General features: G+C 65.0%; 18 protein-coding genes. 4 read left to right on the top strand and 14 right to left on the bottom strand.

What is annotated here, in order from left to right; all coding sequences use genetic code 11:
• The first annotated feature begins 71 nt into the window (after window positions 1–71).
• Window positions 72–1505 (top strand): aldehyde dehydrogenase family protein, encoded by a 1434-nt coding sequence (locus LV28_RS36925; protein ID WP_038617369.1) that lies wholly within the window; start codon window positions 72–74, stop codon window positions 1503–1505.
• Here the strand turns inward: LV28_RS36925 and LV28_RS36920 are convergent.
• The 6 genes from LV28_RS36920 to LV28_RS36895 form a co-directional block, all read right to left on the bottom strand.
• Window positions 1486–1701 carry a DUF1289 domain-containing protein gene (locus tag LV28_RS36920; protein ID WP_023596170.1) on the bottom strand — a complete coding sequence of 72 codons (216 nt, stop codon included), beginning with the start codon at window positions 1699–1701 and terminating at the stop codon, window positions 1486–1488. The genes LV28_RS36925 and LV28_RS36920 overlap by 20 nt on opposite strands.
• A 161-nt stretch (window positions 1702–1862) precedes the next feature.
• Window positions 1863–3155 carry a phospholipase A gene (locus LV28_RS36915; protein ID WP_038617372.1) on the bottom strand — a complete coding sequence of 431 codons (1293 nt, stop codon included), beginning with the start codon at window positions 3153–3155 and terminating at the stop codon, window positions 1863–1865.
• Window positions 3156–3202: 47 nt separating this feature from the next.
• Window positions 3203–4879, bottom strand: coding sequence for a sensor domain-containing diguanylate cyclase (locus tag LV28_RS36910; protein ID WP_038617375.1), 1677 nt, complete (start codon window positions 4877–4879; stop codon window positions 3203–3205).
• Window positions 4880–4903: 24 nt separating this feature from the next.
• Window positions 4904–6238: a putative bifunctional diguanylate cyclase/phosphodiesterase gene (locus LV28_RS36905; RefSeq protein WP_023596167.1), complete on the bottom strand. Its 1335-nt coding sequence runs from the start codon at window positions 6236–6238 to the stop codon at window positions 4904–4906.
• 328 nt (window positions 6239–6566) lie between these two features.
• Window positions 6567–7829: an NAD(P)/FAD-dependent oxidoreductase gene (locus LV28_RS36900; protein ID WP_048806332.1), complete on the bottom strand. Its 1263-nt coding sequence runs from the start codon at window positions 7827–7829 to the stop codon at window positions 6567–6569.
• Window positions 7830–8264: 435 nt separating this feature from the next.
• Window positions 8265–8735, bottom strand: a complete 471-nt coding sequence (locus tag LV28_RS36895; RefSeq protein ID WP_023596165.1) for a Cd(II)/Pb(II)-responsive transcriptional regulator — start codon at window positions 8733–8735, stop codon at window positions 8265–8267.
• A gap of 68 nt (window positions 8736–8803) precedes the next feature.
• Between LV28_RS36895 and LV28_RS36890 the strand changes: the two genes are divergently transcribed.
• Window positions 8804–11233 (top strand): heavy metal translocating P-type ATPase, encoded by a 2430-nt coding sequence (locus LV28_RS36890; protein ID WP_048806333.1) that lies wholly within the window; start codon window positions 8804–8806, stop codon window positions 11231–11233.
• A gap of 38 nt (window positions 11234–11271) precedes the next feature.
• Here the strand turns inward: LV28_RS36890 and LV28_RS36885 are convergent, their stop codons facing one another.
• From LV28_RS36885 to LV28_RS49385, 3 genes are all read right to left on the bottom strand, one after another.
• A complete protein-coding gene (locus tag LV28_RS36885) occupies window positions 11272–12315 on the bottom strand; it encodes a CHAD domain-containing protein (protein ID WP_038617378.1) in 1044 nt (347 codons plus the stop codon).
• A gap of 363 nt (window positions 12316–12678) precedes the next feature.
• Window positions 12679–12957 (bottom strand): HU family DNA-binding protein, encoded by a 279-nt coding sequence (locus LV28_RS36880; RefSeq protein ID WP_023596162.1) that lies wholly within the window; start codon window positions 12955–12957, stop codon window positions 12679–12681.
• 200 nt (window positions 12958–13157) lie between these two features.
• The gene (locus tag LV28_RS49385; RefSeq protein ID WP_255315156.1) at window positions 13158–13283 is read right to left on the bottom strand and encodes a hypothetical protein; all 126 of its coding nucleotides are present in this window, start codon (window positions 13281–13283) and stop codon (window positions 13158–13160) included.
• Window positions 13284–13513: 230 nt separating this feature from the next.
• Here LV28_RS49385 and LV28_RS36875 point away from each other — a divergent pair, with 230 nt between their 5' ends.
• Together LV28_RS36875 and LV28_RS36870 are read left to right on the top strand one after the other, a co-directional pair.
• Entirely contained in the window at window positions 13514–14341 is an 828-nt protein-coding gene (locus LV28_RS36875) for a phosphodiesterase (protein WP_038620996.1), read from the top strand.
• A 519-nt stretch (window positions 14342–14860) separates the two neighbouring features.
• Window positions 14861–15631 (top strand): ferredoxin--NADP reductase, encoded by a 771-nt coding sequence (locus LV28_RS36870; RefSeq protein ID WP_023596159.1) that lies wholly within the window; start codon window positions 14861–14863, stop codon window positions 15629–15631.
• Window positions 15632–15807: 176 nt separating this feature from the next.
• Here the strand turns inward: LV28_RS36870 and LV28_RS36865 are convergent, their stop codons facing one another.
• From LV28_RS36865 to LV28_RS36845, 5 genes are all read right to left on the bottom strand, one after another.
• Window positions 15808–18075: a TonB-dependent siderophore receptor gene (locus LV28_RS36865; RefSeq protein ID WP_255315157.1), complete on the bottom strand. Its 2268-nt coding sequence runs from the start codon at window positions 18073–18075 to the stop codon at window positions 15808–15810.
• 149 nt (window positions 18076–18224) lie between these two features.
• The gene (locus LV28_RS36860) at window positions 18225–19814 is read right to left on the bottom strand and encodes a PepSY-associated TM helix domain-containing protein (RefSeq protein WP_023596157.1); all 1590 of its coding nucleotides are present in this window, start codon (window positions 19812–19814) and stop codon (window positions 18225–18227) included.
• A gap of 19 nt (window positions 19815–19833) precedes the next feature.
• On the bottom strand, window positions 19834–20088 hold the full coding sequence (locus LV28_RS36855) for a hypothetical protein (RefSeq protein ID WP_023596156.1): 255 nt from the start codon (window positions 20086–20088) through the stop codon (window positions 19834–19836).
• Window positions 20078–20356, bottom strand: coding sequence for a hypothetical protein (locus LV28_RS36850; protein ID WP_023596155.1), 279 nt, complete (start codon window positions 20354–20356; stop codon window positions 20078–20080). Before LV28_RS36850 ends, LV28_RS36855 begins: the two co-directional genes overlap by 11 nt.
• A 219-nt stretch (window positions 20357–20575) precedes the next feature.
• The gene (locus LV28_RS36845; protein WP_023596154.1) at window positions 20576–21643 is read right to left on the bottom strand and encodes a fatty acid desaturase family protein; all 1068 of its coding nucleotides are present in this window, start codon (window positions 21641–21643) and stop codon (window positions 20576–20578) included.
• Between the last annotated feature and the right edge of the window lie 72 nt (window positions 21644–21715).

The raw sequence follows: 21715 nt of genomic DNA, 5'->3' as shown, positions 1-21715 counted from the left end.
AAGTGGCGAAAGCGCGGGGTGGGCGCACTACAATGGGTGTTCGTTGCGGAACTCCCTTCAGGAGACATTGCATGATGACGTACGACAAGTTTTTCATCGACGGTCAATGGGTTGCCCCGATCGGGCGCGGCACGCTGGACGTCTTTCACTCGGCCGATGGCACGCTCATGGGCCGCATTCCCGAAGGCGATGCGGCCGATGCGGAGGCGGCCATCGCCGCAGCGCGCAAGGCGCGCGATGCCTGGGCGGCAACGACGCCGGCGGAACGAGCGGGTTACCTGCGCAAGATCGCGGCGGGCCTGAAGGCCCGCACCGACGCGTTGGCCGAGGTCATGACCGGCGAGACCGGCATGCCGATCAAGCTGGTGCGTGCGATTCAGGTCGGTGGGCCCGTGTATCACTGGAACAAGTACGCGGAGTTGGCGCAGACGTTCGAGTTCGAGGCGCGCGTCGGCAATTCGCTGGTGGTGCGCGAACCGGTGGGGGTTGTCGGGGCGATCACGCCGTGGAACTACCCGTTGAACCAGATCACGCTCAAGGTGGCGCCGGCGCTGGCGGCCGGTTGCACGGTGGTGCTCAAGCCGTCCGAAGTGGCGCCGTTCAATGCCTTCATTCTTGCCGAGGTGATCGCCGAATCGGGCTTGCCGGCTGGCGTATTCAACCTGGTCACGGGACTCGGCCCGGTCGTTGGCGAAGTGCTGGCACGTCATCCGGATGTCGACATGGTCTCGTTTACCGGGTCGACGCGAGCGGGCAAGCGCGTATCCGAAGTGGCGTCGCAAACGGTCAAGCGCGTAGCACTGGAGTTGGGCGGGAAGTCGGCATCCGTGGTGCTCGACGATGCCGACTTTGCCGCGGCGGTGAAGGGGACGCTCAACGCCTGCTATCTCAATTCGGGGCAAACCTGCTCGGCGCATACGCGCATGTTGGTGCCGGCGTCGCGCTACGACGAGGTCAAGGCGCTGGTGAAGGATGCCGTTGCGCGCTTCACGCTGGGCGACCCGCGCGAGGAAACGACGCGCCTTGGGCCGCTGGCTTCGGCGGCACAACGCGAGCGCGTGCAGCACTACATTCGCAAGGGATTGGCGGAGGGGGCGGAACTGATTGCCGGCGGCGATGCCGTGCCCGAAGGCTTCGAAGCGGGTTTTTTCGTGCAGCCGACGGTGTTGGGGCGTGTCACGCCGGACGCGACCGTGGCGCAGGAGGAAATTTTCGGCCCGGTATTGTCGATCATCACCTATCAGGACGAGGCCGATGCCGTGCGCATTGCCAACGACTCGATCTACGGATTGGGCGGAGGCGTGTGGTCAGGCGACGAGGCGCGGGCGGTGCGCGTGGCGCGTCAGATCCGCACGGGGCAGGTCGACATCAACGGCGGGGAGTTCAACGTTCAGGCACCGTTCGGCGGTTTCAAGCAGTCCGGGCATGGCCGTGAGAACGGTGTCTATGGCTTCGAGGAATTCCTCGAATACAAGTCGCTTCAGTTCAAGTCGGCGAAGTCGTAGCGCCGTTGTCGCAGAAACGCATGGCCGTGCCGTCGCGCGTGATGCGTTCCCACACGGCCGCTTTCTCCTCGTCGCTGAAGAACACCCAGTTGGACACTTCGGAGGCGGTGCGGCCGCACCCCTTGCAGACGTCGTCGAAGAGCGTCGAGCAAACGCCAATACAAGGGCTGTCGGGGCGGTCGTGCAGTTCGGACATAAAGGATATTTCGGATTGGGCTGCGAGGGAGGGTGGCGTCGCGCCATTATCTCACCGATGGCGATGCCGGTTTCGATTCTCCCTATGTCCGGGGGGCGACGGGTGGACATTGCGGACGGATTTGGGGTAGACGGGCGATGGTTGCCGTTGCCGCGGCGGGGCTACCAACGGAATACGCTGTAACCGATCCGCACCTGTGACGGCGAATGCCGGTTGTAGTCGAGCATGTCTTCGCCGTAGCCTGTGAAGTAACCGAGCCAGAGATAGCCGCCGGTTCCTGGGATCAGCTTGCCCAGGGGATACGTCACCTGAACGTCCACACTGCCGTAGTTGCGTTTCATGCCCTTGCGCAGCGTTGCGCCGATCTGCCAACCGTTCGGCTTGCCCCACAAAACAAGCAGATCCATGTAGCCGCGATAGTTCTGGATGTCGGGGTTGTCTTTTTTCTCGACATACGCATAGAACTTTGGCGCGATCGTCCAGTGATAGTCGGACAGATTGCCGAACTTGAAGATGGGTTTGACGAACACCGTGTTAATGCTTCGGGAATCGGTGCCGGCCTTGCCATTGGATTCGTGCTCGAACCCGGCGGCGACGCCCAGCGACGAAAACCAGCCGGCGCGTACGCCGGTATCGGGGACGTAGTAGAACAGACTCGGCCGGTAGTTCGAATCCCGGAACGGGGCCGATTCGGCTTCGAGATCCCAGATCGACAGTTGGGTATAGCCGAAATACAGATTGTCGAGGAAGGCCTTCGACGTCGGATTGTCCGGCTTCAGGATGTGGAACTTGAAGCTCAACTGGAAGCGCGCATTGGCATCGCCGTTCTTCCCAAAGGCAATGTACATCGGCTCATTGGACGAGATGCGCGCGAACTCGGTGTCGCTGGTGGGGGCAATCACGTCGGGGGATGCCGCGGCCGATGCGCCGGAGGCGGCAGGAGCCGAAGGGGCGGCGGGCACGGCCGACGATGCACCGCCCGTGCCCGAAGGCGCCGGTGCGGCTGCCACCATCGGCTCTGCCGGCGCGGCCCGATCGAGCACGATGGTGGTCGTCGATGCATCCCAGTCGACGGGCTCGATACGCACCGAACCGCGCCATTCGGCGGGCAATACTGCGGAGTACGAAATGCGCCGAAACTGGCCGTTCGAGAGCGTGACTTCGGACGGCTCGAGCGCGGCGCGCTTGAGGTGCAGCAGCGTGGGCTTGAAGTCGTCGTTGGAGACGCGCACGACGATCTCGGCCGGTACTTTGATCGTCTTGCGCCCGGGGGTGTCCTGGGTGGCGAGCAGGATGAGCTGGAGCGGTGCGCCGCCGGCCAGCGCGCGTGGCGGTTGCAATAGCGAGAGATCGGCGTGGGCTGTCTGGCTCAGGGCCAGGCAGAGCGCCGTCGCCCCGCATTGCAGGACGCGCAGCGGCGATGGGGCGAATGTGGCGAAATTCGTCTTGGGCATCGGTCCGGTCTGGGTTGGCGACCCCGGGCCGGTGAGCCCGAAGTCCGTTACGATCCGCCTCGGGTGAGGTCCCGGAGGTCGGATTCACGGGCGCAACGATCGCGTCCGTGAGATTTGGCAAGATAAAGCGCCGCATCGGCACGTCTGAGCCATGCATTGGCGTCATCGCGAGGGTGCCATTGCGCGACACCGGCGCTGATCGTGAATTGAAGCGTCCGGTCGTCGACGGGAATGCGGCTGGTGTGAACGGCGTCGCGCAGCCGCTCGGCGGCTTCAAAGGCTCGGGCCTCCGTTGCACCACTCAGGATGATAGCGAATTCTTCGCCACCCAAACGACCACAAATGTCATCTTCGCGTAACGATTCGTGACAAAGGTGGACGAAGTGGGCCAGAACCGTATCGCCGCGTGCATGCCCCCAGGTGTCGTTGATCTGCTTGAAATGGTCGAGATCCACGAGTATGACGCAGGCAGGCATGCCGGTCGCCTCGGCCCGTGCGACTTCCGAATTCAGGCGCTTGAGGAAGTGGCCGCGCGACAGCGCCCCTGTGAGCGCATCGTATTTGACTTCATGCTCGAGCGCGGCATTCTTGGCGAGAGTGTCGGACAGTTGAAGTTTTTCTCGACGCAGGTACCTAACCAGCAGGTACAGCGCGCCAGCGGAGCTTAGCAGCAAGGCAAACACCAGGACTGCGTAGCGGCGGCGTTCGATGGACAGGCTGCCGAGCGTGGGCGCCTCGCTCATGGTGTAGATCACGAGATCGTCGTCGGTCGACACCTCGGCTTCCAGCAGGAACGGCTGGTTGTCCGGGCGTATGCGAACGAGACGGGCCACGTGTTTTCCGGTGTCGCCGCTGCCCCTGTGCCGGAAGATCGCGGGCGTGCCGGGCGCAAGATCGTATGCCTCGATGGGGACTACGGTGAAGTCTTCCCGCTTGTACAGATGACGCCGTTCGTCGGGCGTCATGCGGAAGACCCTGGCGCCGGGCACGGCCAAGCCGGTGAATGTCGGATCGTTGGCGAGCAGGATGACGCCATTGGGGTCCGTAACAAACGAAGCACCGGTATCCACCCAGTGCGACAGTCTGCGAATGCCGAGCTTGACCACCACCACGCCGACTAGACGGCCGTCGTGATAGACCGGCGCCGTGAAGTAGATCCCGGGGAGCCCCGTCTTGCGTCCGATGACGTATTGCTGGCCCGCTCCGCCGAGCACGGCCGCATTGAAGTACGCGCGGTCGCCGAAGTTGTCGCCGACGAGCGGATTCGCCGTGTCGGCGTCGCTCGAGGCGATCGTCACGCCGTCGGACGTGCCCAGCCAGACGAGATCGGCGCCGAAGTACTGTTGCGCGGCGCTCAGCAGCGCGTTCACGGGTTTGAGTTGCGGGTTGGCAAGCAGCGCGTGTCTGGCCACCTTTGGCGGCAGGCGCTTCACCGGTTGGGCGTCGATGGCGGCGGCGGCATCCTGAATCTGCCCGATCTGCGCAAGCACGCGGGGAATGCCGCGAATGAGCATCAGGTCCTGATTGACCGTATGGACCGTACCATGAGCCAGCCGGCTGGCGATACTGCGCTCTTCGAAGAGCAGGCGCGCCGAACGGCTCGCCACGAGTTGATCGGCGGCGAAGCGGGAGAAGGCCCAGGCAGCAAGCACACCCAGCAGGATGGTCGTGCCGCTTAGCAGGGCGGAAACGGTGCGGCGGCGATTGAACAAAGCGTTGAGCAACGGCAAATGCGGGTGCAGACGCGCTTACAGGCGCCCGTGCCAGTCTCGGATGAATGTCTCGATGTGTCCGGGCGGAAGGGGACGTGTGCAATGATAACCCTGCCACGCGTGGCAGCCCATCGAGGCGAGGGCATCGCGTTGCGCGCTGGTCTCGACACCTTCCGCGACGGTTTCGATTTCGAGCTTGCGGGCAATGGCGATGATCGCACGGATGAGTTCGGTGTCGTAGCCACCGAGCAGTACGCCGGCCACGAACTGGTAATCGATCTTCACGGTGCCGAACGGCCAGCGTTTCAGACGCACGAAACTCGAATAGCCGGTGCCGAAATCGTCGAGCGACAACCGCACGCCCATGGCCACGAGTTCGTTCATCAACGTGGCGGCTTCGTCGAGGTGCGAGATCAGCGACGATTCGGTGATTTCGATTTCGAGCTTGTCCGGCGGCACGCGATGGTGCCGAAGGGCGTAACGCACGGTCTCCAGCGTCTGCACGCGCATCTGCTGCGCGGACAGGTTGACGGCCACGCGCGGGTATTCCTCCCCCGCCTTGTGCCACTGATCGAGTTGCCGGCAGGCCTCCTGGAGCGTCCAGTCGCCGATCGGTCCGATCACGTCGCACCGTTCGGCTGCCGGAATGAACTCGCCGGGCATGATCAGTTCGTCGTCGCGCTGCCAGCGGATCAGCGCCTCGAGTCCGGTGAGCCGGTGAGTGCGCATATCGATTTGCGGCTGGTAATGCAGGCGGAATTCCGAATCCGACAGCGCGCGTCCGATGGCACTGCGCCAATGGTGTTCGTTGCCTGCCTCGTCCGGCGGGTTGATGCCCTCGGTCGGCGCGCAAGGGGCTTCCGTGACAAGAAAGCGCGACGCGCTCTCGCGGATGGCCTGATCGGCGACGTCGGAGGTGTGTTCGAGCAGCGTGGCGGGCCACACGGGCACCTGCGGCAGGTGCGTGATGCCCGCGGACAGGATCGGGTAAAGCAGGCCGTTGCCGCACGGCACCGGCGACTCGCCCGAGCGGATGAAGCGACGGGTGACTTGCACCGCCGCCTCACGGCTGCCGAGATCGCGCAGGAGGATGGCTATCTGCTGATCGGATACCCGGCCAATGAGATCGCGCCGGCGGATACGCGAGCCGATTCTGAACGCGATGGTCGCGAGCAGATCGGCGTCGGAAACGGCGGATTGGCTGGTCGCCGTGCGCTGACCTCGCCCGACGTGCAGCACCACCAGCGCGCTGTGGCTGTTGGGGGGGCTGGGGGTTCGCAACTCCAGGCTGAGGGCGCGAAGGAGCCGCTGGCGGTCCAGCAGGAGGTCGGCGAGAACGACTTGCCGGCGCAGCGCGTTCGTATCGTTCATCTCGGCAGGCGGGCACCGGGTGTCCGCTCGGTTGAACGTTGGTCATTGCCGCGTGTAAAGCCGCAGGGCATCGCAAGCCCGCGCGTCGAACAGGTCGTGCCGCCAGAAAACCCTTGAATCATGTTCTGCATAAGACGCGTAAATGTGTCGGCCATCGTGCGGGGAACGGGGGGCGCGTGAGCGCCGTCGCGCCACCACGTGCCATCCTCCCGCGCTCCGGCAGACCGCGCGCAAGGCGTGGCCCGACTAGAAGCTCGTGCCCGGTCGCGAAACCGGGTTCTTTCGTTTTTAACGGCACCCGTGTCTGAAAATTGAGTTGGGGTTTCACCTATGGTCGGGGGCGGCTCGGTCGTGCCAGCCATTCGCGCCCGCGAAGCATGTAATCCCAATAGACCTTGGGCAGTACGTACTTTTTGAGCATCCAGGCGGTGCGGGTCGCACGCGTGCCATCGATAGGGAACGTGGGCAGCAGCTTGCCGCCATAGCCAAACTCGGCGAGCACGATCTTGCCGTGTTCCACCGTGAGCGGGCAAGCGCCATAACCATCGTAATGCAGGGGAAGGGGGCGGCCGTCCATGGTGGCGAGCAGATTTTCAGCCACGACGACAGCCTGTTTGCGGGCTGCGGCAGCGGTCTTGGCATTGGGCGCCGAAATGGCGTCGCCGAGCCCGAAGACGTTTGCGTAGCGCGGATGACGCAGCGTGGCGTGATCGACTTCGCACCAACCCGCCGCATCGGCGAGCGGGCTTGCGCGCAATACGTCGGGCGCGCTTTGTGGCGGCACGACATGCAGCAGATCGAACGGCTTGTCCACGAACTGCGACTGACCGTCAGCATCGAAAATCTCGAAGCGAGCCACGCGGCGCTCACCGTCGACCGCGCGCAGATGGGAGAGATGGTTGAGCGAAATGCCGTAGCGGTTCACATACGCCATCAGCGCGGGAACGTACTCCTTCACGCCGAACAGCGCCGGCGCCACCAGATGGAATTCGATCTTGGTCTTGTCGAGCACGCCGCGCTGGCGCCAGGTGTCGGCCGACAGATACATCGCCTTCTGTGGTGCGCCCGCGCATTTGATCGGCATGGGCGGTTGCGTGAACAGGGCGTTGCCGCCCTTGAAGTCGCGTACCAGCGACCAGGTGTACGGTGCGAGGTCGAAGCGATAGTTGGAAGTGACGCCATTACGCCCGAGCGTATCGGTCAGGCCGTCGATCGCTTCCCAGTTCAGTTGCAGTCCCGGCGCCACGATGAGGTAGCGGTAGGTCAACGGACGTCCGTTGGAGAGAAGAATCTGCGAACGTTCCGGCGCGAAAGCCATGACGGCCGCCTGAATCCAATCGACGCCTTCGGGGATGACGCTTGCCATCGGCCGGGCCGTGCGCGCAGGATCGAATTCACCCGCACCCACAAGCGTCCATGCCGGCTGGTAGTAATGCGTGTCGGCCGGGTCCACGATCGTGATCGTCAGGGACGGCCGGCGGCGGCGCAGGCTGGCCGCGACGGAAATGCCGGCAGCCCCCGCACCCATGATGACGATGTCGGCGCTGCTTTGCGTCGCGGGCACGGGCGTCGCGGATACATCGCTGGACATAAGATCTCCGACAAAGAAGCAAGAATTGGAACGGATTACGACATATTCGTGCGCATCCTGAGCATCGAACCGCAGGGCCTTGCACGAACGAAAGGCCTGCGTCGCGACGCGTGCGGAACATTGTATAGAAACTGCGGTGTTTTGCCCCTGTTTTCAGGGCGGGCGCGGTGAATCGCCACGATCGCCCGGTGCGCTGGGTCGAGGCGATCATCCCAGGGAGCGCGTGGCGTATCCCGTTCGTCGGGGGATGTCGCGTTCGGCAAGCGATGTCCGACGCATCGGCGCCCGCGCGGGCAACCCTGGCAGCGCAGGGGGGGCCGTTGGAGGGAGCGACGCTCGCGCAGGCGACGTCGATTGGTTTACGAGGGGGGCGTCACTCGCCCATGGAGGCGGGACGGCGCTGGTCAGGCACCGGGAGGGCGGCGCGCGCCTGGATCACGCATGCAGAGGATCGTGGTCGCAGGCGACGTCGACGGGATCGCTTTCGCTGTGGCAGGCGCAGGCTTCGCCATGAGCCCCTTGCATGAGCGCGCGCAGGATGCCGCAATCGCTCGTTTCGTGTCGGCTCTGGCATTGTGCCTGCAGATGCAGCAACTGCTGCTCGAGCGCTTGCAACTCATGGATGCGGGCATGGACACGGGCCAGATGTGCCTCGATCAGGTGGTTGGCGTCTTCGCAGGTCACGTTCGTATCGTAGGCGAGTTCGCTCAAACGCTTCGCGTCGGCGAGCGGCATGTCGAGCGAGCGGCAGTGGCGAATGAAGCGCAGCGCTTCCAGATGGTCTTCGCCGTAGGCGCGGTAGCCCGTGTCGGTCCTCGGCGGGGCCGACAGGAGGCCGGCACGCTCGTAATAGCGGATCGTTTCGACATCGGTACCCGCCGCCCGGGCCAGTTCTCCGATTTTCATGCTTGACTCCGTAGTCACTACAGGGTTTTCAATGGAGAGTAACACGAATCAGTAAACCAGGAGTTCACATGTCCAAACCCTCGGATCCCTCGGATGTGACACGTCTGGCGGGCGCGAGCGTGACGGATGGCGCGGCGCCGGGTCACCGCGGCGACGTTTCCGGCCACGCGCATGGCCACGACCACGGGCATGCGCATCGGCACGATCATGACGCCTCGCATGGCCATTCGCATGATCACGCGCATGATCATGGCGATGCCTGCGCGCCGGGTGGGGCAAACGGCCATTCGACGGCTTCGTGTTGTGCCGCTGGCGCCGCGTTCGCCCCGTCGGCGCCGACAGGCACGCCCGACGCCAACGCGCCGCAGGCGCGCTTCCGTATCGATCAGATGGATTGCCCCACGGAGGAGCGTTTGATCCGTGACCAACTGGAGCGGCGCCCGGGGGTCGACGGCCTGTACTTCAACCTGTTGAAACGTGAATTGACGGTCGTGTTCGACGCCCGTAGCTCGACGGACGACGTCAGCCGTCATGGCGACGCGGTGGCCGACACCCTGCGCAAACTTGGCATGACGCCGGTTCCGCTCACTGAAGGCGAAGCCGCACCGCCGCCGCCGGCCGGTCGCAAGTCCGACGTGGCGGGTCTCGTTGCTGGCGGCGTACTCGCCGCGGCGAGCGAGATCGTCGTCTGGTCGGGCGTGCCGGAGCATAGCCCATGGGTCGGCGCCATGGTGGTCGCCGCGATTCTCGCGTGCGGCCTGCCGACGCTCAAGAAAGGCTGGATCGCACTGCGTCACCTCACGCTGAACATACATTTCCTGATGTCGCTCGCGGTCATCGGCGCGATGGTCATCGGGCAGTGGCCGGAAGCGGCGATGGTGATCGTGCTTTTCGCGCTATCGGAGAAGCTCGAAGCGGCGTCGCTCTCGCGTGCACGGCGCGCCGTGGAGGCACTCATGCGCCTGGCACCTGATCAGGCATCGGTCGAGCAGCCTGACGGCAGCTGGCGCGAGGTGCCTGCGGCGACGCTGCCGATCGGTGCGCGCGTGCGCGCTCGTCCGGGAGAGCGCATCGCCATCGACGGCGTCATCGAGCAAGGGAGTTCGGCGCTCAATCAGGCATCGATCACGGGCGAAAGCGTGCCCGTCGACAAGACCGTGGGCGACGACGTCTACGCGGGCAGCATCAACGAGAGCGGGCTGATCGTCTACCGCACCAACGTGGCGCCCGGTGACACGACGCTCGCGCGCATCGTACGCATCGTCGAGACGGCGCAGCAGCAACGCTCGCCCACGCAGCGTTTCGTCGATAAGTTCTCGCGCATCTATACGCCGGTCGTCGTGCTCTGCGCATTGCTGGTGGCGATCGTGCCGCCGCTGGCCTTCGGTCTTGCGTGGTCGCCGTGGATCTACAAGGCGCTGGTGATGCTGGTCATCGCGTGTCCCTGCGCATTGGTGATCTCCACGCCAGTGACCGTGGTGAGCGGTCTGACCGCTGCGGCGCGCGCCGGCATTCTGATCAAGGGCGGCGCGTTCCTCGAGAGCGGCCGTCTGATTCGGGCGGTGGCGCTCGACAAGACGGGCACCCTCACGCGAGGGGAGCCACACCTCACCGACGTGGTGCCACTGGGGAGTGCGTCGCACGACGACGTGCTGACGCTCGCCGCTGCCCTCGACGCCCAGACCACGCACCCCATCGCGCGCGCCGTCGTCGACGGGTTCCGGCAGGCGAAGCTGGGAGATCTGCCGGAAGTGACCGATGTCGAGGCGCTTGCTGGCATGGGCGTGAAGGGGCGCGTGGGACAGGCGCTGTATTACCTGGGCAATCATCGTCTGATCGAGTCGCTGGGCGTGTGCAATGCGACCGTGGAAGCCGAGCTCGCGCGTCTCGAGGCGCAGGCGCGCACGGCAATCGTGCTGGCCAGCGAAACGCAGGCGCTCGCGGTGCTGGCCGTGGCCGACACGTTGCGGGAAGAAAGCCGGGAGGCCGTTGCGCGATTGACGACCATGGGCGTGAGCACCGTCATGCTGACGGGCGACAATCGCGCGACCGCACAGGTGATCGGCGAGCAGGCCGGCGTGAGCGATGTGCGTGCCGAGATGCTGCCCGAGGACAAGTGGCAGGCAGTGTCGTCGCTTCGCGAAAAGTTCGGTCACGTGGGCATGGTCGGCGATGGCATCAACGATGCGCCTGCACTGGCGGCAGCCGACGTGGGGTTTGCGATGGGGGTCACGGGGACCGATAGCGCGCTCGAGACGGCCGACGTCACTCTGATGGACGACGATCTGCGAAAGCTGCCGGCATTCCTGATGTTGTCCCGACGGTCTGCGACGGTGCTCAAGCAGAACATCGCGATGGCACTGGCCATCAAGGTCGTGTTCTTCGCATTGGCTGTCGTTGGCCTGGCGTCACTGTGGATGGCCGTGTTCGCCGACGTTGGCGCGAGCCTGCTGGTGATCGCCAATGGCATGCGTCTGCTGCGCACGAAAGTGGTGTGACGCACGGCGCGGGCCGAGCGAACTTGCCGACGCCCGCTTCATCCCCGCCCCGGACGCATGCCGCGTTCGAGGGTGTGGGCGTCAGGTAGATGACACAGCACATGGGCCGCACGACTCGTGGTATTCACGATCAGGCTGTCGAGGCGACCCGTGAGTGTGTCGCGGTGGGCAGCGCTCAGGGCCATGGCTTCGAGAAGACGTTGCGCGACGACCGCGTCGTTGACTTGCCCCAACAATTCCTGCGCGACGCGAAGCGTATCCTGATACGGCGCGCGGACCGCCTTGCGCATCCATGGCGCCAGCGCTTCGGTGCTGTAGCGAGCTTGCTTCAGCTTCACGCGCAAGGCGTGCAGTTGTTCGGTGTCGAGCATCGCCAGCTGGCGCGCTTGCGGAAACAATGCGATGTATCGCGCGCGCAGCACATTGTGTGCATGTTTGGCCAGCGCGCGAGGGCGCTTGCCGGGAGTGCGCGACGGGCGTCGCAGGGCTTTGGCGGCGCGCGGGTCGGCACTGCCGTCGTTCTGTATGCCAAAAGCGTCGCGCAAGCACGAGTGCAGTGCACGCTGACGATCGCTCGTCAAGGCTTCGGCGGCCTTTCTGTTGGCGTCCCCACGCAGTTTCGCGACATGTGCGTCGATGGCGGGCCAGTCGATAGCCGGATGGTCGATGCGCAGTGCGGGTAACGTGGACGTGGCGAACACATCGGCGTCTCGTGTCAGGCCGGTCGACTCGCCGAGCCAGTGCAATTCTTCCGTCAACTCGCGGCGCCACCGCGGTTTGATCCACGGCGAAAAGACGTCGAGCAACGTGCGCAGGCGGCGCGCGGTAATTCGCAAGGCGTGCAGTGCTTCCGGATCGATCGATTCGGCGGGTGGGGCGCCGGCGTGTGCCCCCCGCGATGTCGGCCATTGCGTCAGCGCAAGCGCGGCGAGGGCGACGAGCAGGTGTGCGGCCGACGTGCGCCGCGCCTGTTTGGCGCCGGGCGGGGACGTCGCAGCCGCTTCGGTATGGCCATCGGCGGGCGATCCCTCGGCAGAGGCGGCAATGGCCGCAGTCGTCGCGCGTGTCATGTCACGCAACATAGCATAGAAGACTCGGGGGCAAGCGTGACGAAAAAATACGCTGCGACACGATGCCGTGGATCGGTACGCGGGGAAGAGCGGGAAGAGCGGGAAGAGCGGGAAGAGCGGGAAGAGCGGGAAGAGCGGGAAGAGCGGGAAGAGGGATTGCGGGCCGAGGGCCCTTGAACTACCGAGGGGAATTTGTCGCGGGCGCCCGGATCTCCGGGAATCGGTGCGCAGGACACCCGCGAGGCGCGCAGCGTTACATCAGTCGTGGACCTCGCTAGAGGATGATGCAACGTCCATTTGTTGCCGCCTACCGCGAATGGCCGGGCGAGCAAAAAAGATAGGCCGGCACGAAGGCCGGCCTGCGCGCAACTGGCTTTACTTCTTGTTCACAGCGTCCTTGAACGCCTTGCCAGCCGTGAACTTCACGGTCTTGGCGGCCGGGATCTTGATCGCTTCGCCGGTCTTCGGGTTGCGGCCGGTACGCGCGGCACGCTTGCCCGAACCGAACGAGCCGAAGCCGATCAACTGAACCGTATCACCCTTGGCGACGGCTTTCTTGATAACCTCGATTAGCGTATCGATGGTCTCGCCGGTTTGAGCCTTGCTGGCACCCGTAGCGCCGGCGACGGCGTCGATCAGTTCCTGTTTGTTCATGTGTGTTTCCCTTGAGAGGTGGTGAATACCGGCGACAACTCTAACACTTTCGCCATTTGGCGAGTGCCGGTGTTGTATCCGCGCCATAAGGCACGCGGCTCACGCCAGAATGTCGCCTTCGCGGCACGTTACGCGAACCCGATCCGGGGATCGGTTTCGTCACATATCGTGAGGGCGCTGGCACTGGCCGGGCAGCCGCATTATAGAGCCATCGGCGCGCTGTGGGCCAGTCCTGACAACGGTTTGCGGCGATTTTGTTGCGCTATGCCGCGTACTTTCTTGTTCTTGATGGCAAAACCCCGGTAACTGCGGGCATCTTCGGTCATGCCCGCCTGCAATCCCTTGCCGGGCGGGCTTTGGGAGTTTCCCTAGCTGATCGGGGCTTGCGCGGCGGGGCGACTTTTGGTTGCACCGCGCGTGCACGGCAGCGGCGATCGTCGGGGCGTCACTGGCTTGTCATCTGCGACGTCTAGCGTGTCCGCGGCCAGTGGACCGCGCGCGAGCGTGCGCGTCCTACACTCGAATGGCGGCGCCATTCGTCATCAAGGAAAGTCTCATGCTGCTCTGCCAGATCACCGATCTTCACGTCACGCGTCCCGGCGCGCTGGCGTGTGGGCGTGTCGACACCGCACTTGCGCTGCGTCGCGCGATCGCCGCCATCAATCACCTGACGCCGCGTCCCGATGCCGTGATCGCGACCGGCGATCTCATCGATACGGCGCATCCGTCGGAATACGAAGTACTCCGGGAGTGTCTCGCGGAACTGACCATGCCGTTGTACCTGGTCGTGGGCAATCATGACCATCGTGAGGCGTTGCGCGACGCGTTTCCCGAGCACGTTTATCTGCGAACCGGTTACGAATTTTTACAATATCGTGTCGACCTGGGCCCGACGACCGTGTTGGCGCTCGATACTCAGGACCCGCCGGGCGCGAGCGGCCACCTTTGCGAGTCGCGGCTCTCCTGGCTCGACGCGCAATTGCACGCCTGCGCCGGACGCCCGACAATCATTGCGATGCACCATCCGCCGTTCGAGACGGGCATCGAATTCATGGACGGCTACGGATTGTCCAGCGCCGGGCGCGAGGGATTCGCGCGCGTGACGTCGTGCCACGGTCATATCGAGCGGGTGATCTGCGGGCACCTGCACCGCAGCATCCAGGCCCAGGTCCCCGGTGCGCCCAACGTCATGGCCAGCACGTGCGTGTCCACCGCGCATCAGATTTCGCTCGGTCTGGCACCTGGCGCTCCGGAGACGATCTCGCTCGAACCGCCCGGCTTCGCATTGCATCTCTGGCAACCCGGGGCCGGCGTGCGAACACACCACGCCTTTGTCGGCCCGTTCGATGGGCCGTACCGCTTCGACGGTGCGTCGGTTTCCTGACGGATTTTGCACGGCGCAACGGCGAAAAAAATTGGCGCGCTGGGACCCGCCGTGTGTAAAGCGCATTCCCATCAAGGCGCTGCTCGTGGTGCTCAACACGGGCTTCACGTGGATCAGCCAGCTAAACGGGCCGCCGCTTTACGGGACCGGCTTCGCGACGGCCCTGCTGTGCGCGCCGCCGCTCGGCGCTCGCCGGTTGGCCTGGCATCTTGGCGCGCAGGGATACGACCCTATATCGGGCAGCCCGCCGCCGGCCGCGGCAGGCGCCGGGTCGCCATCGCCCCCCCCGCCCGAGCCCCCTGGCGGCCCACACGGACAAATGAAAGCAATTCCCAATTCGGGTAAAATAGTCGGGTTTTCCCGCCCAAAACCGAAAGTGCGTCGATCCGATGCACCAGGCGCTCGGGCATCGGGGCCATCAAGGACGGCCCGTGCACACGCAACGCAGGCATTCCCGGCCGTCAGCGCCGCCGTTTTTGCCGATGTGCCGCGTCGCCCTTTGTCTAACGTCAAGCCAATATGAGTACTCAGAATCAACAGACCGTGCTGGAAGTCCACCACTGGACTGATACGTTGTTCAGCTTCAAGACCACTCGCGACGCTTCGTTCCGTTACGTCAATGGCCAGTTCACGATGATTGGTCTGGAAGTGGAAGGCAAGCCGCTGCTGCGCGCCTACAGCATGGCGAGCGCGAATTACGAGGAAGAGCTGGAGTTCCTGAGCATCAAGGTGCAGGACGGTCCGCTGACCTCGCGTCTGCAACATTTGAAGCCGGGCGACAAGGTCATCGTCGGCCGCAAGCCGACCGGCACGCTCATCAACGACAATCTGCTGCCGGGCAAGAATCTGTATCTGCTCTCGACGGGCACGGGCCTCGCGCCGTTCATGAGCATCATTCGAGATCCGGAAGTCTACGACCGCTACGAGCACATCATTCTGGTGCACGGCTGCCGCTTCGCCAGCGAACTGGCGTATCGCGATCTGATTACCCAGCACCTGCCGGAGCATGAGTATCTGGGCGAGTATGTCCGCGACAAGCTGATCTACTATCCGACCGTCACGCGCGAAGAATTCGAGAACCAGGGCCGTATTACGGAGCTGGTGGAATCGGGCAAGATGTTCGCCGACATCGGCCTGCCGGAATTCACTCCGGAAAACGACCGCGTCATGCTGTGCGGTAGCCCGGCCATGCTCAAGGACACGCGCGAGTTGCTGGAAAAGCGCGGCTTTGTGGAAGGTCACAACCACGCGCCGGGTCACTACCTCGTCGAGCGCGCGTTCGTCGGCTGACAGGGGACGTTGCCTCACGCGGTGACGAGCATCGCCTGATCGCGGCGTGGTCGTCACCGCATCGTTGCCCGGTCGTGACGTGACCGCCGGGCAAGCGCGCCGCTGTCAGCGAAAAGCCCCCGTGAGCCGGACGCGAGTCCAGCCCACGGGGGCTTTGTCGTTTCTCCGGCCGACGCTCAGAAGTCCATCGTGGCGCTGGCGAGGACGGTGCGGGTCGAACCCGGCAGCACAAAGCCGTTGTAGGTCGTCGTCCAGTAGTGCTTGTCCGTCAGGTTGTTGACGGCGGCGCGCAACACGACCGACTTGCCGGCGATGCGCGTGGCGTACTTCGCCGACACATCCATGGTGGTGTAGGCCGGAATCGACAGCGTGTTGGCGGCATCGACTTCCTGCTGGCCGGTGACCTTCACGCCCGCGGCCAGGGTCAGGCCGCGCACGAACGGCGTGTCGTATTCGACGCGACCGGTCACCACATACTTCGGCGTGGCGAAGATGCGCTTGCCCGCCACGCTCGGATCGTCAACGCCCACGGCCTTCGTGTTGAGCAGCAGTACGCCGCCCAGAACCCGCCAGTCGCGCGCAACGCGTACCCAGCCACTCGCATCGAGCCCCTGGAAGCGTTGCGTACCGTCCTGCACGAAGTCGTTCGCCTGGTTCGTGTAAGCATAGCCGCGCTCCACGCGGAACAGCGCGAGATTCGCGCCCCAGCGCTGCTTGTCTGCTTTCCAGCCTACCTCGTACTGCTTGCTCTTGAGCGGGCCAAACGTCTGCGGATAGTTATTGTCGGTGACGCCTGCCGAGCCGCCCGGTTCGAGCGACTCGACGTAGCTCGCATAAGCCGTGGAATCCGAGTCCGTCTTGTACATCAATGCGAGCGTGGGCGTGACCGGCTTCGCGCGATAAGAGGTGCTCGTCTGCCCGGCAATGTTGTACAGATCGTCATTGAACTGCGTATAACGCAGCCCGACCAGGGCGGAGATGCGCGGCGTGATGCCCACCGTGTCGCTCGCGAAGATCGCGCGCTGCGAAATCTTCTCGCTGCGATACGGTTCGTAATCGAGTCCGATGTCCTGGTTGGGAAGCAGCGACGGATTGTAGATGTTGCTCGTGCCAAGGGCGATGCCATTGCCGCCCAGACCGTTGTCGTTGAGCTTGACCTGGCTTTGGTACGAGACCCCGAACACCACGTCGTGCCTGAGCGGGCCGGTGTCGAACTTGCCTTGCAGCATGCCGTCCCAGGCCTGGTAGTAATAGGCCGTCTTCCACTTGTACTGCGTATCCGCATAGTCGCCCGCGGCATTGAGCACCGAAAGGAAGCTGTCGCCGTTCAGGCGGTTCTGCCGGGCAAAGCGGTACTTGAAGTTCGCCTTCCACCGATCGTTGATGCGATAGTCGATCGCGGTGCCCGCGGTGAGGGCATCGGTCTCGTAATACGAGAAGGGCTGGGCAAGATTGCGCGCGACCTTGCTGGCATCGGGCACCGCGCCGGCGCCCGCGAAGTTCAGGCCGAACAGGGTGCCGGTCGTCTGGCGCTTCCAGTACGCCACGTCCGCCGACCAGGTGAGATCGCGGGTAATGCGGAAGTCCGTCGCGAACGAGATCGTCTTGCGGCGCACGTGGTTGTTGGGTTCGGCCGTGTTGCCTTCTTCGTTCACGAGATTCAGGCGATAGCCGAAACGGTTGTCCGGGCCGAAGCGTCCGCCCAGATCGAGCTTCTGGCTCCAGACGTTGCTGGCTTCGTAGCCGACGGAGAACTGGCGCAGCGGTTCGTCCGTCGGGCGCTTGAGCACATAGTTGACGATGCCGCCCGGCGCACCGAAGCCATACATGAATCCCGACAGGCCCTTGAGCAGCTCGACCTGCTCGAACGGTTCGAGCGGAATGTCGGCCTGCCACGACACAAAATTCTGACCGTCGACCTTGGTCCCGTCGAGCATGTCGACGCGCATGCCGCGCACCGCGAAATACGCGTTTTCGTTGCGCTTGTTCTCCGACAGGGTGCTCACCGCGGGGTCCCACTTGAAGGCGTCCGTGGCGGTCTGCGCCATCTGGTTCTTGATCTGCTCGCTGTTGACCGCGACCACGGAGAACGGCGTGTCCACCGCGCGGCGCGTGCCCAGCGCGCCGCTCGAAACCCGCTCGACGCGCACATCGTCATCGCGCCCAGCCGACACGCTGGTAGCAGGCAGGGCGGCGGTGCCTTGCGCCGCGTCAGCCGTGGCCGGTGCCTGCTGCGCCATCGCATTGCCAGCGGCCAGGGTGAGCGATGCGGCCCAAATGACGCCAGCCGCCCGCGCGGGGAATACGCCGGTCACAGCGCGTGTGACCGATGACGGTTCGCAAGGCAGGCGCGACGAAGTCAAACGAGACAGCGTGTCATGCGTGGTGCGCTCGCGTGCGGAGCAGGCGAAGGCGCGCCCTGCGAGGGGGCGGTGGTGCGACATCGGAGTGACTCTCCCTATTTGTGATGCGTCGTGTGCCGACGGGTACGTTTTGAAAACGATCGAATGCTTCATGGGGAGGCGTGAGCCGCAGGCGGCTCACGCGGGCGACTGCTCGGGCAGCCCTGACGTTAGGGGGCGCGGGCGACGAATTACCGCGTCGCCGCGTTGTTCGTCGCGCTGGCGGCCGACGACGTTTGCGCCGCGCCGGTTGCCGGGTGTGCCCAAACGCTGTTGGGGTCGCCGTGCCGCGCGCGTCGCCACGTGGCGCGGGCGAACAGGGCAAAAACCACGGCAAACGCAACGGCGGCGAGATCGATCCCCGCCAGCACCCAGTCGCCGGCCGCCATCGAGTTCACGAGGTTGTCGGACGTGAACGCGGCATCGGCCACCGGGATCGCGAGGCAGGCAAGCGCTGTCGCCGCGAGCAGGCCGGTGGCGGCCACGGCCGGTGCGGCAACGGCGGCGATGCCCAGCGAGACGGCCAGCGTGGCCACGAAAATCGACAGTGCCGTCGCGCCCGGCGCGACGACGGCGCCGACAAACGCTACGGCGATCCCCAGGCAGGTCCCCAGGAAAACGCCGGCGGTGGCCTTCGCCATCCAGCGCAGATTGGCGGGCTGGATGGCCGTGTTGCGCTTGCGTCGCGATTCGAGCCAGAGCAGGTTGCCGCTGTAGACGAGCACTGCGCCCATCAGGCCGAGTACGAAGTACACCCAGCGCATCGCGTCGCCGGCGAAATTGCCGAAGTGCGCACCGTAAATCATGCTGAGCACGGCATGGTTGGCGTCGCGTGTGCCGGGGCTGTGCTGGCCAACGATTTGCCCATCGTTCAGACGAACGGCAACGGCCGCGAACACGCCAAGCGAATCGGTCGCTTCGCCATAGACCTCCGCGACGGCATCCGGCTTCCCATAGCGGGACCATGCAACGGCGGTCGCCTCCATGTCCGGAGCGGCGCGGCCGGCGTGCGCGAGGATGGCCGGCAGATCGAGCGGCTTGCCGTCGACGGGGGCGACCTTTGCCGGTACGGATCCCGTGATCTGCGGGATCTGCGACATCAGTTTGTTCTCGAACGTGATCACGTTGAACGCCATCATGAGCGGCAGGCTCAGGCAGAGCAGGGCGCCTGTGACGGCGAAGACGATGTGAAACGGCAGGCTGAGCACACCGATGGCATTGTGGGCGTCTTGCCAGAAGCGCTTGAGGTTGCGTCCCGGGCGCAACGCGAAGATGTCGCGGGTGACGCGCGGCAGGTGCACGATCACCCCGGAGATCAGTGCCATGCCGTAGAACAGCGACACGACCCCCATCAGGTACAGGCCGACCGTCGGAATCGACAGCGAGTAATGCAGCGCGTTGATCGTGGCGGACAGGCCGGGGCGGGCGTCGCCGGTGACCAGCGACGGCGCCGAGCCGTCGGCGTCGAGCCGCAGCCGCGCCTGCATCCATTCGCCGTCGGGTTGCTGCCAGTAGGCGAACGGGGTCGGCGAGTGATTCGGGAGCACCACCCCCATTTGCTCGCGCGCGGCCGGGTATTTCTCGCGAACCATCTCGGCGAGTTGCTCCGTCTGCGCAAGCGTGAGTGGCGCATGACGCGTGGCCGGTTGTTCCCAGCGCTCGATTTCGTGATGGAAGACGGTCAGTGCCCCGCCGAGCATGGCGACGAACAGTGCAAAACCGGCCACGATGCCGGCCCACGTGTGGACACTCAGGTATTGGCGCAGGGTTTGGGCGCGCATCGAAGACTCCTTGCGAAACTCACCAAACGGCGCGCGCGAGCAGCAGCGCGACCCAGGCAACGACCGTGGTGGTGCCAAGGCCGATCCATGCGCGCCGCGCAGTGCGGCTCGCGTAGACCACCGCGAACAGGCCGAGCCACAAGAGCGGGAAAAGCGCGATCACCGGAATGACGGCCGTTTGCCAGCCCGCTGGCGTGAGATAGGCGATCGCGCCGCATAGCGCGATGGCCGCGAGAAAGCCGAGCACGAGGCCGGCGACGGTTCTACTCCACATGCACGTCTCCACGCAGCCAGTGCCAGCCGCCAGCGGCGTAGGGCCAGAACAGCAGACCGAAGCACAGCGACATGAACGCGGAAGCGACACCTGCCGACGGACCCGCCGCCAGCCACCAGCAAACGAGACATGCGATCGCGGCGAGGAGCGAGACCGCGCGTGCGGGCTGCGTCGCCAGACGCTGCGCTCGCAGACGCTGGTGTTCCGAGGTGAGGTAGCAGGCGCCGCCCGCAAGCCATGCCAGTGCGATGGCCAGTCCAATCAACATGCGAACCCTGTGCAAACGCTTCGCACGACAAATCGTGTGAACGCAAACGTTAACAAAAACGATTCGCATTTATATCACGATTCGGATAATTCCCGAAGCATTCCGAGCGTTACACGACAGGCGACGGCATGATCGGCGTGGTATCGGGACAACGGCGCCCGATGCGCCGTGTGCCGAGCGTCGGTTCGCAAGGTGTGCGAAGCGAGGGGCGAGTGGTTGTTATGAGACGCGTTCGGCGTGGTCCATGAGCGAGCTGGCCGGAAGCGGTCCGCCGAATTGGCGCAAGGCGCCACGCCAGTAAGGTATCGCCGGCGCGCCGGGAGGTTGCGCGGCATCGATCGCCGGCAGGAGGTGCCACGGCGCGGTCGGATAAAGATGGTGCACGCGATGCAGGTGTTGATTGAGCAGCAGGGCCCGTACCGGGACGCACGCGCGGAAGTTGCGAGCCCGTGCGGGTTCGTCCATCGATACGCCGTAGTGCGGCAGGTTGTCCGCGATCGATAGCCAAACGCCGCGCGCCACGAACGTCGCCGCGAACACTGGCCACCACGCGCCGTAGGCCCACAGGGCAGCGATCGCCAAGACGACGAGGAGGGCGAAGTCGCGTCGAATTCGGCGTCGGCGTACCGGATCGGCGGCGAACATCACCACGCGGCGGCGCACGTCGGCGTCCTGCGGATCGGTGCCGAGCGTGCGCGCGGCCAGCTCGGGCAAGTGCCGAGCGGGCACCCAGGCGATGAGCGGTGCGAAGACTTCCGCCAGCCACATGCCGCCCAGCAGCCGAAGTTGATAGCCCAGCCACCGGCGCGCGCGCGCTGCCATCGTTGCGTCGGCGGGCAACGCCGAAATGTCGGGGCGATCGTATGGCTGGCGGGTGAAGCGGTGATGCAGCAGGTGGCCGAACCGCATGATTTCAAACGGCAGCCCCAGCAGCAAGGCCAGGACTCGGCCGGCGCGCTCGTTGGCGCGTGGCTTCAGACGCAACTGTCCGTGGATCGATTCGTGAATCAACCCCCAGTGCATGGGGGTGAGAAGCAGGACCGGAAGCAGCGACCACGCGGCCGTGTCGCCCCAGTGGCGCAGCGCCCAGCCAAGCCCGAGCCATTGCCAGAGGCCGGTGAATCCGGCGACGCCGATAAGCCATGGATTCCAGCGCGAAGGTCGGGCGTGGCGCCATAGCGCCGGGGAGGGTGTCATGTCGCCGGCCAGGGAGGCCGGCTCGCCCATCGGTCCTGGGGCGATCGAAACAGCGGCGCACGAGGCGGTGTCGATGACGACATTCTCCATGAGGTCTCCGTGACGTGAAGGCCGTGCCGGGCGCCGCATGCTCGCCTGGCGAGGATGGAGCGTCACGGTTGC

The sequence above is a fragment of the Pandoraea pnomenusa genome (assembly GCF_000767615.3).
In the GTDB taxonomy this organism is placed as follows: domain Bacteria; phylum Pseudomonadota; class Gammaproteobacteria; order Burkholderiales; family Burkholderiaceae; genus Pandoraea; species Pandoraea pnomenusa.
Note: the sequence above shows the minus strand (reverse complement) of the source record. Positions and strands in the feature narration are given on the sequence as shown.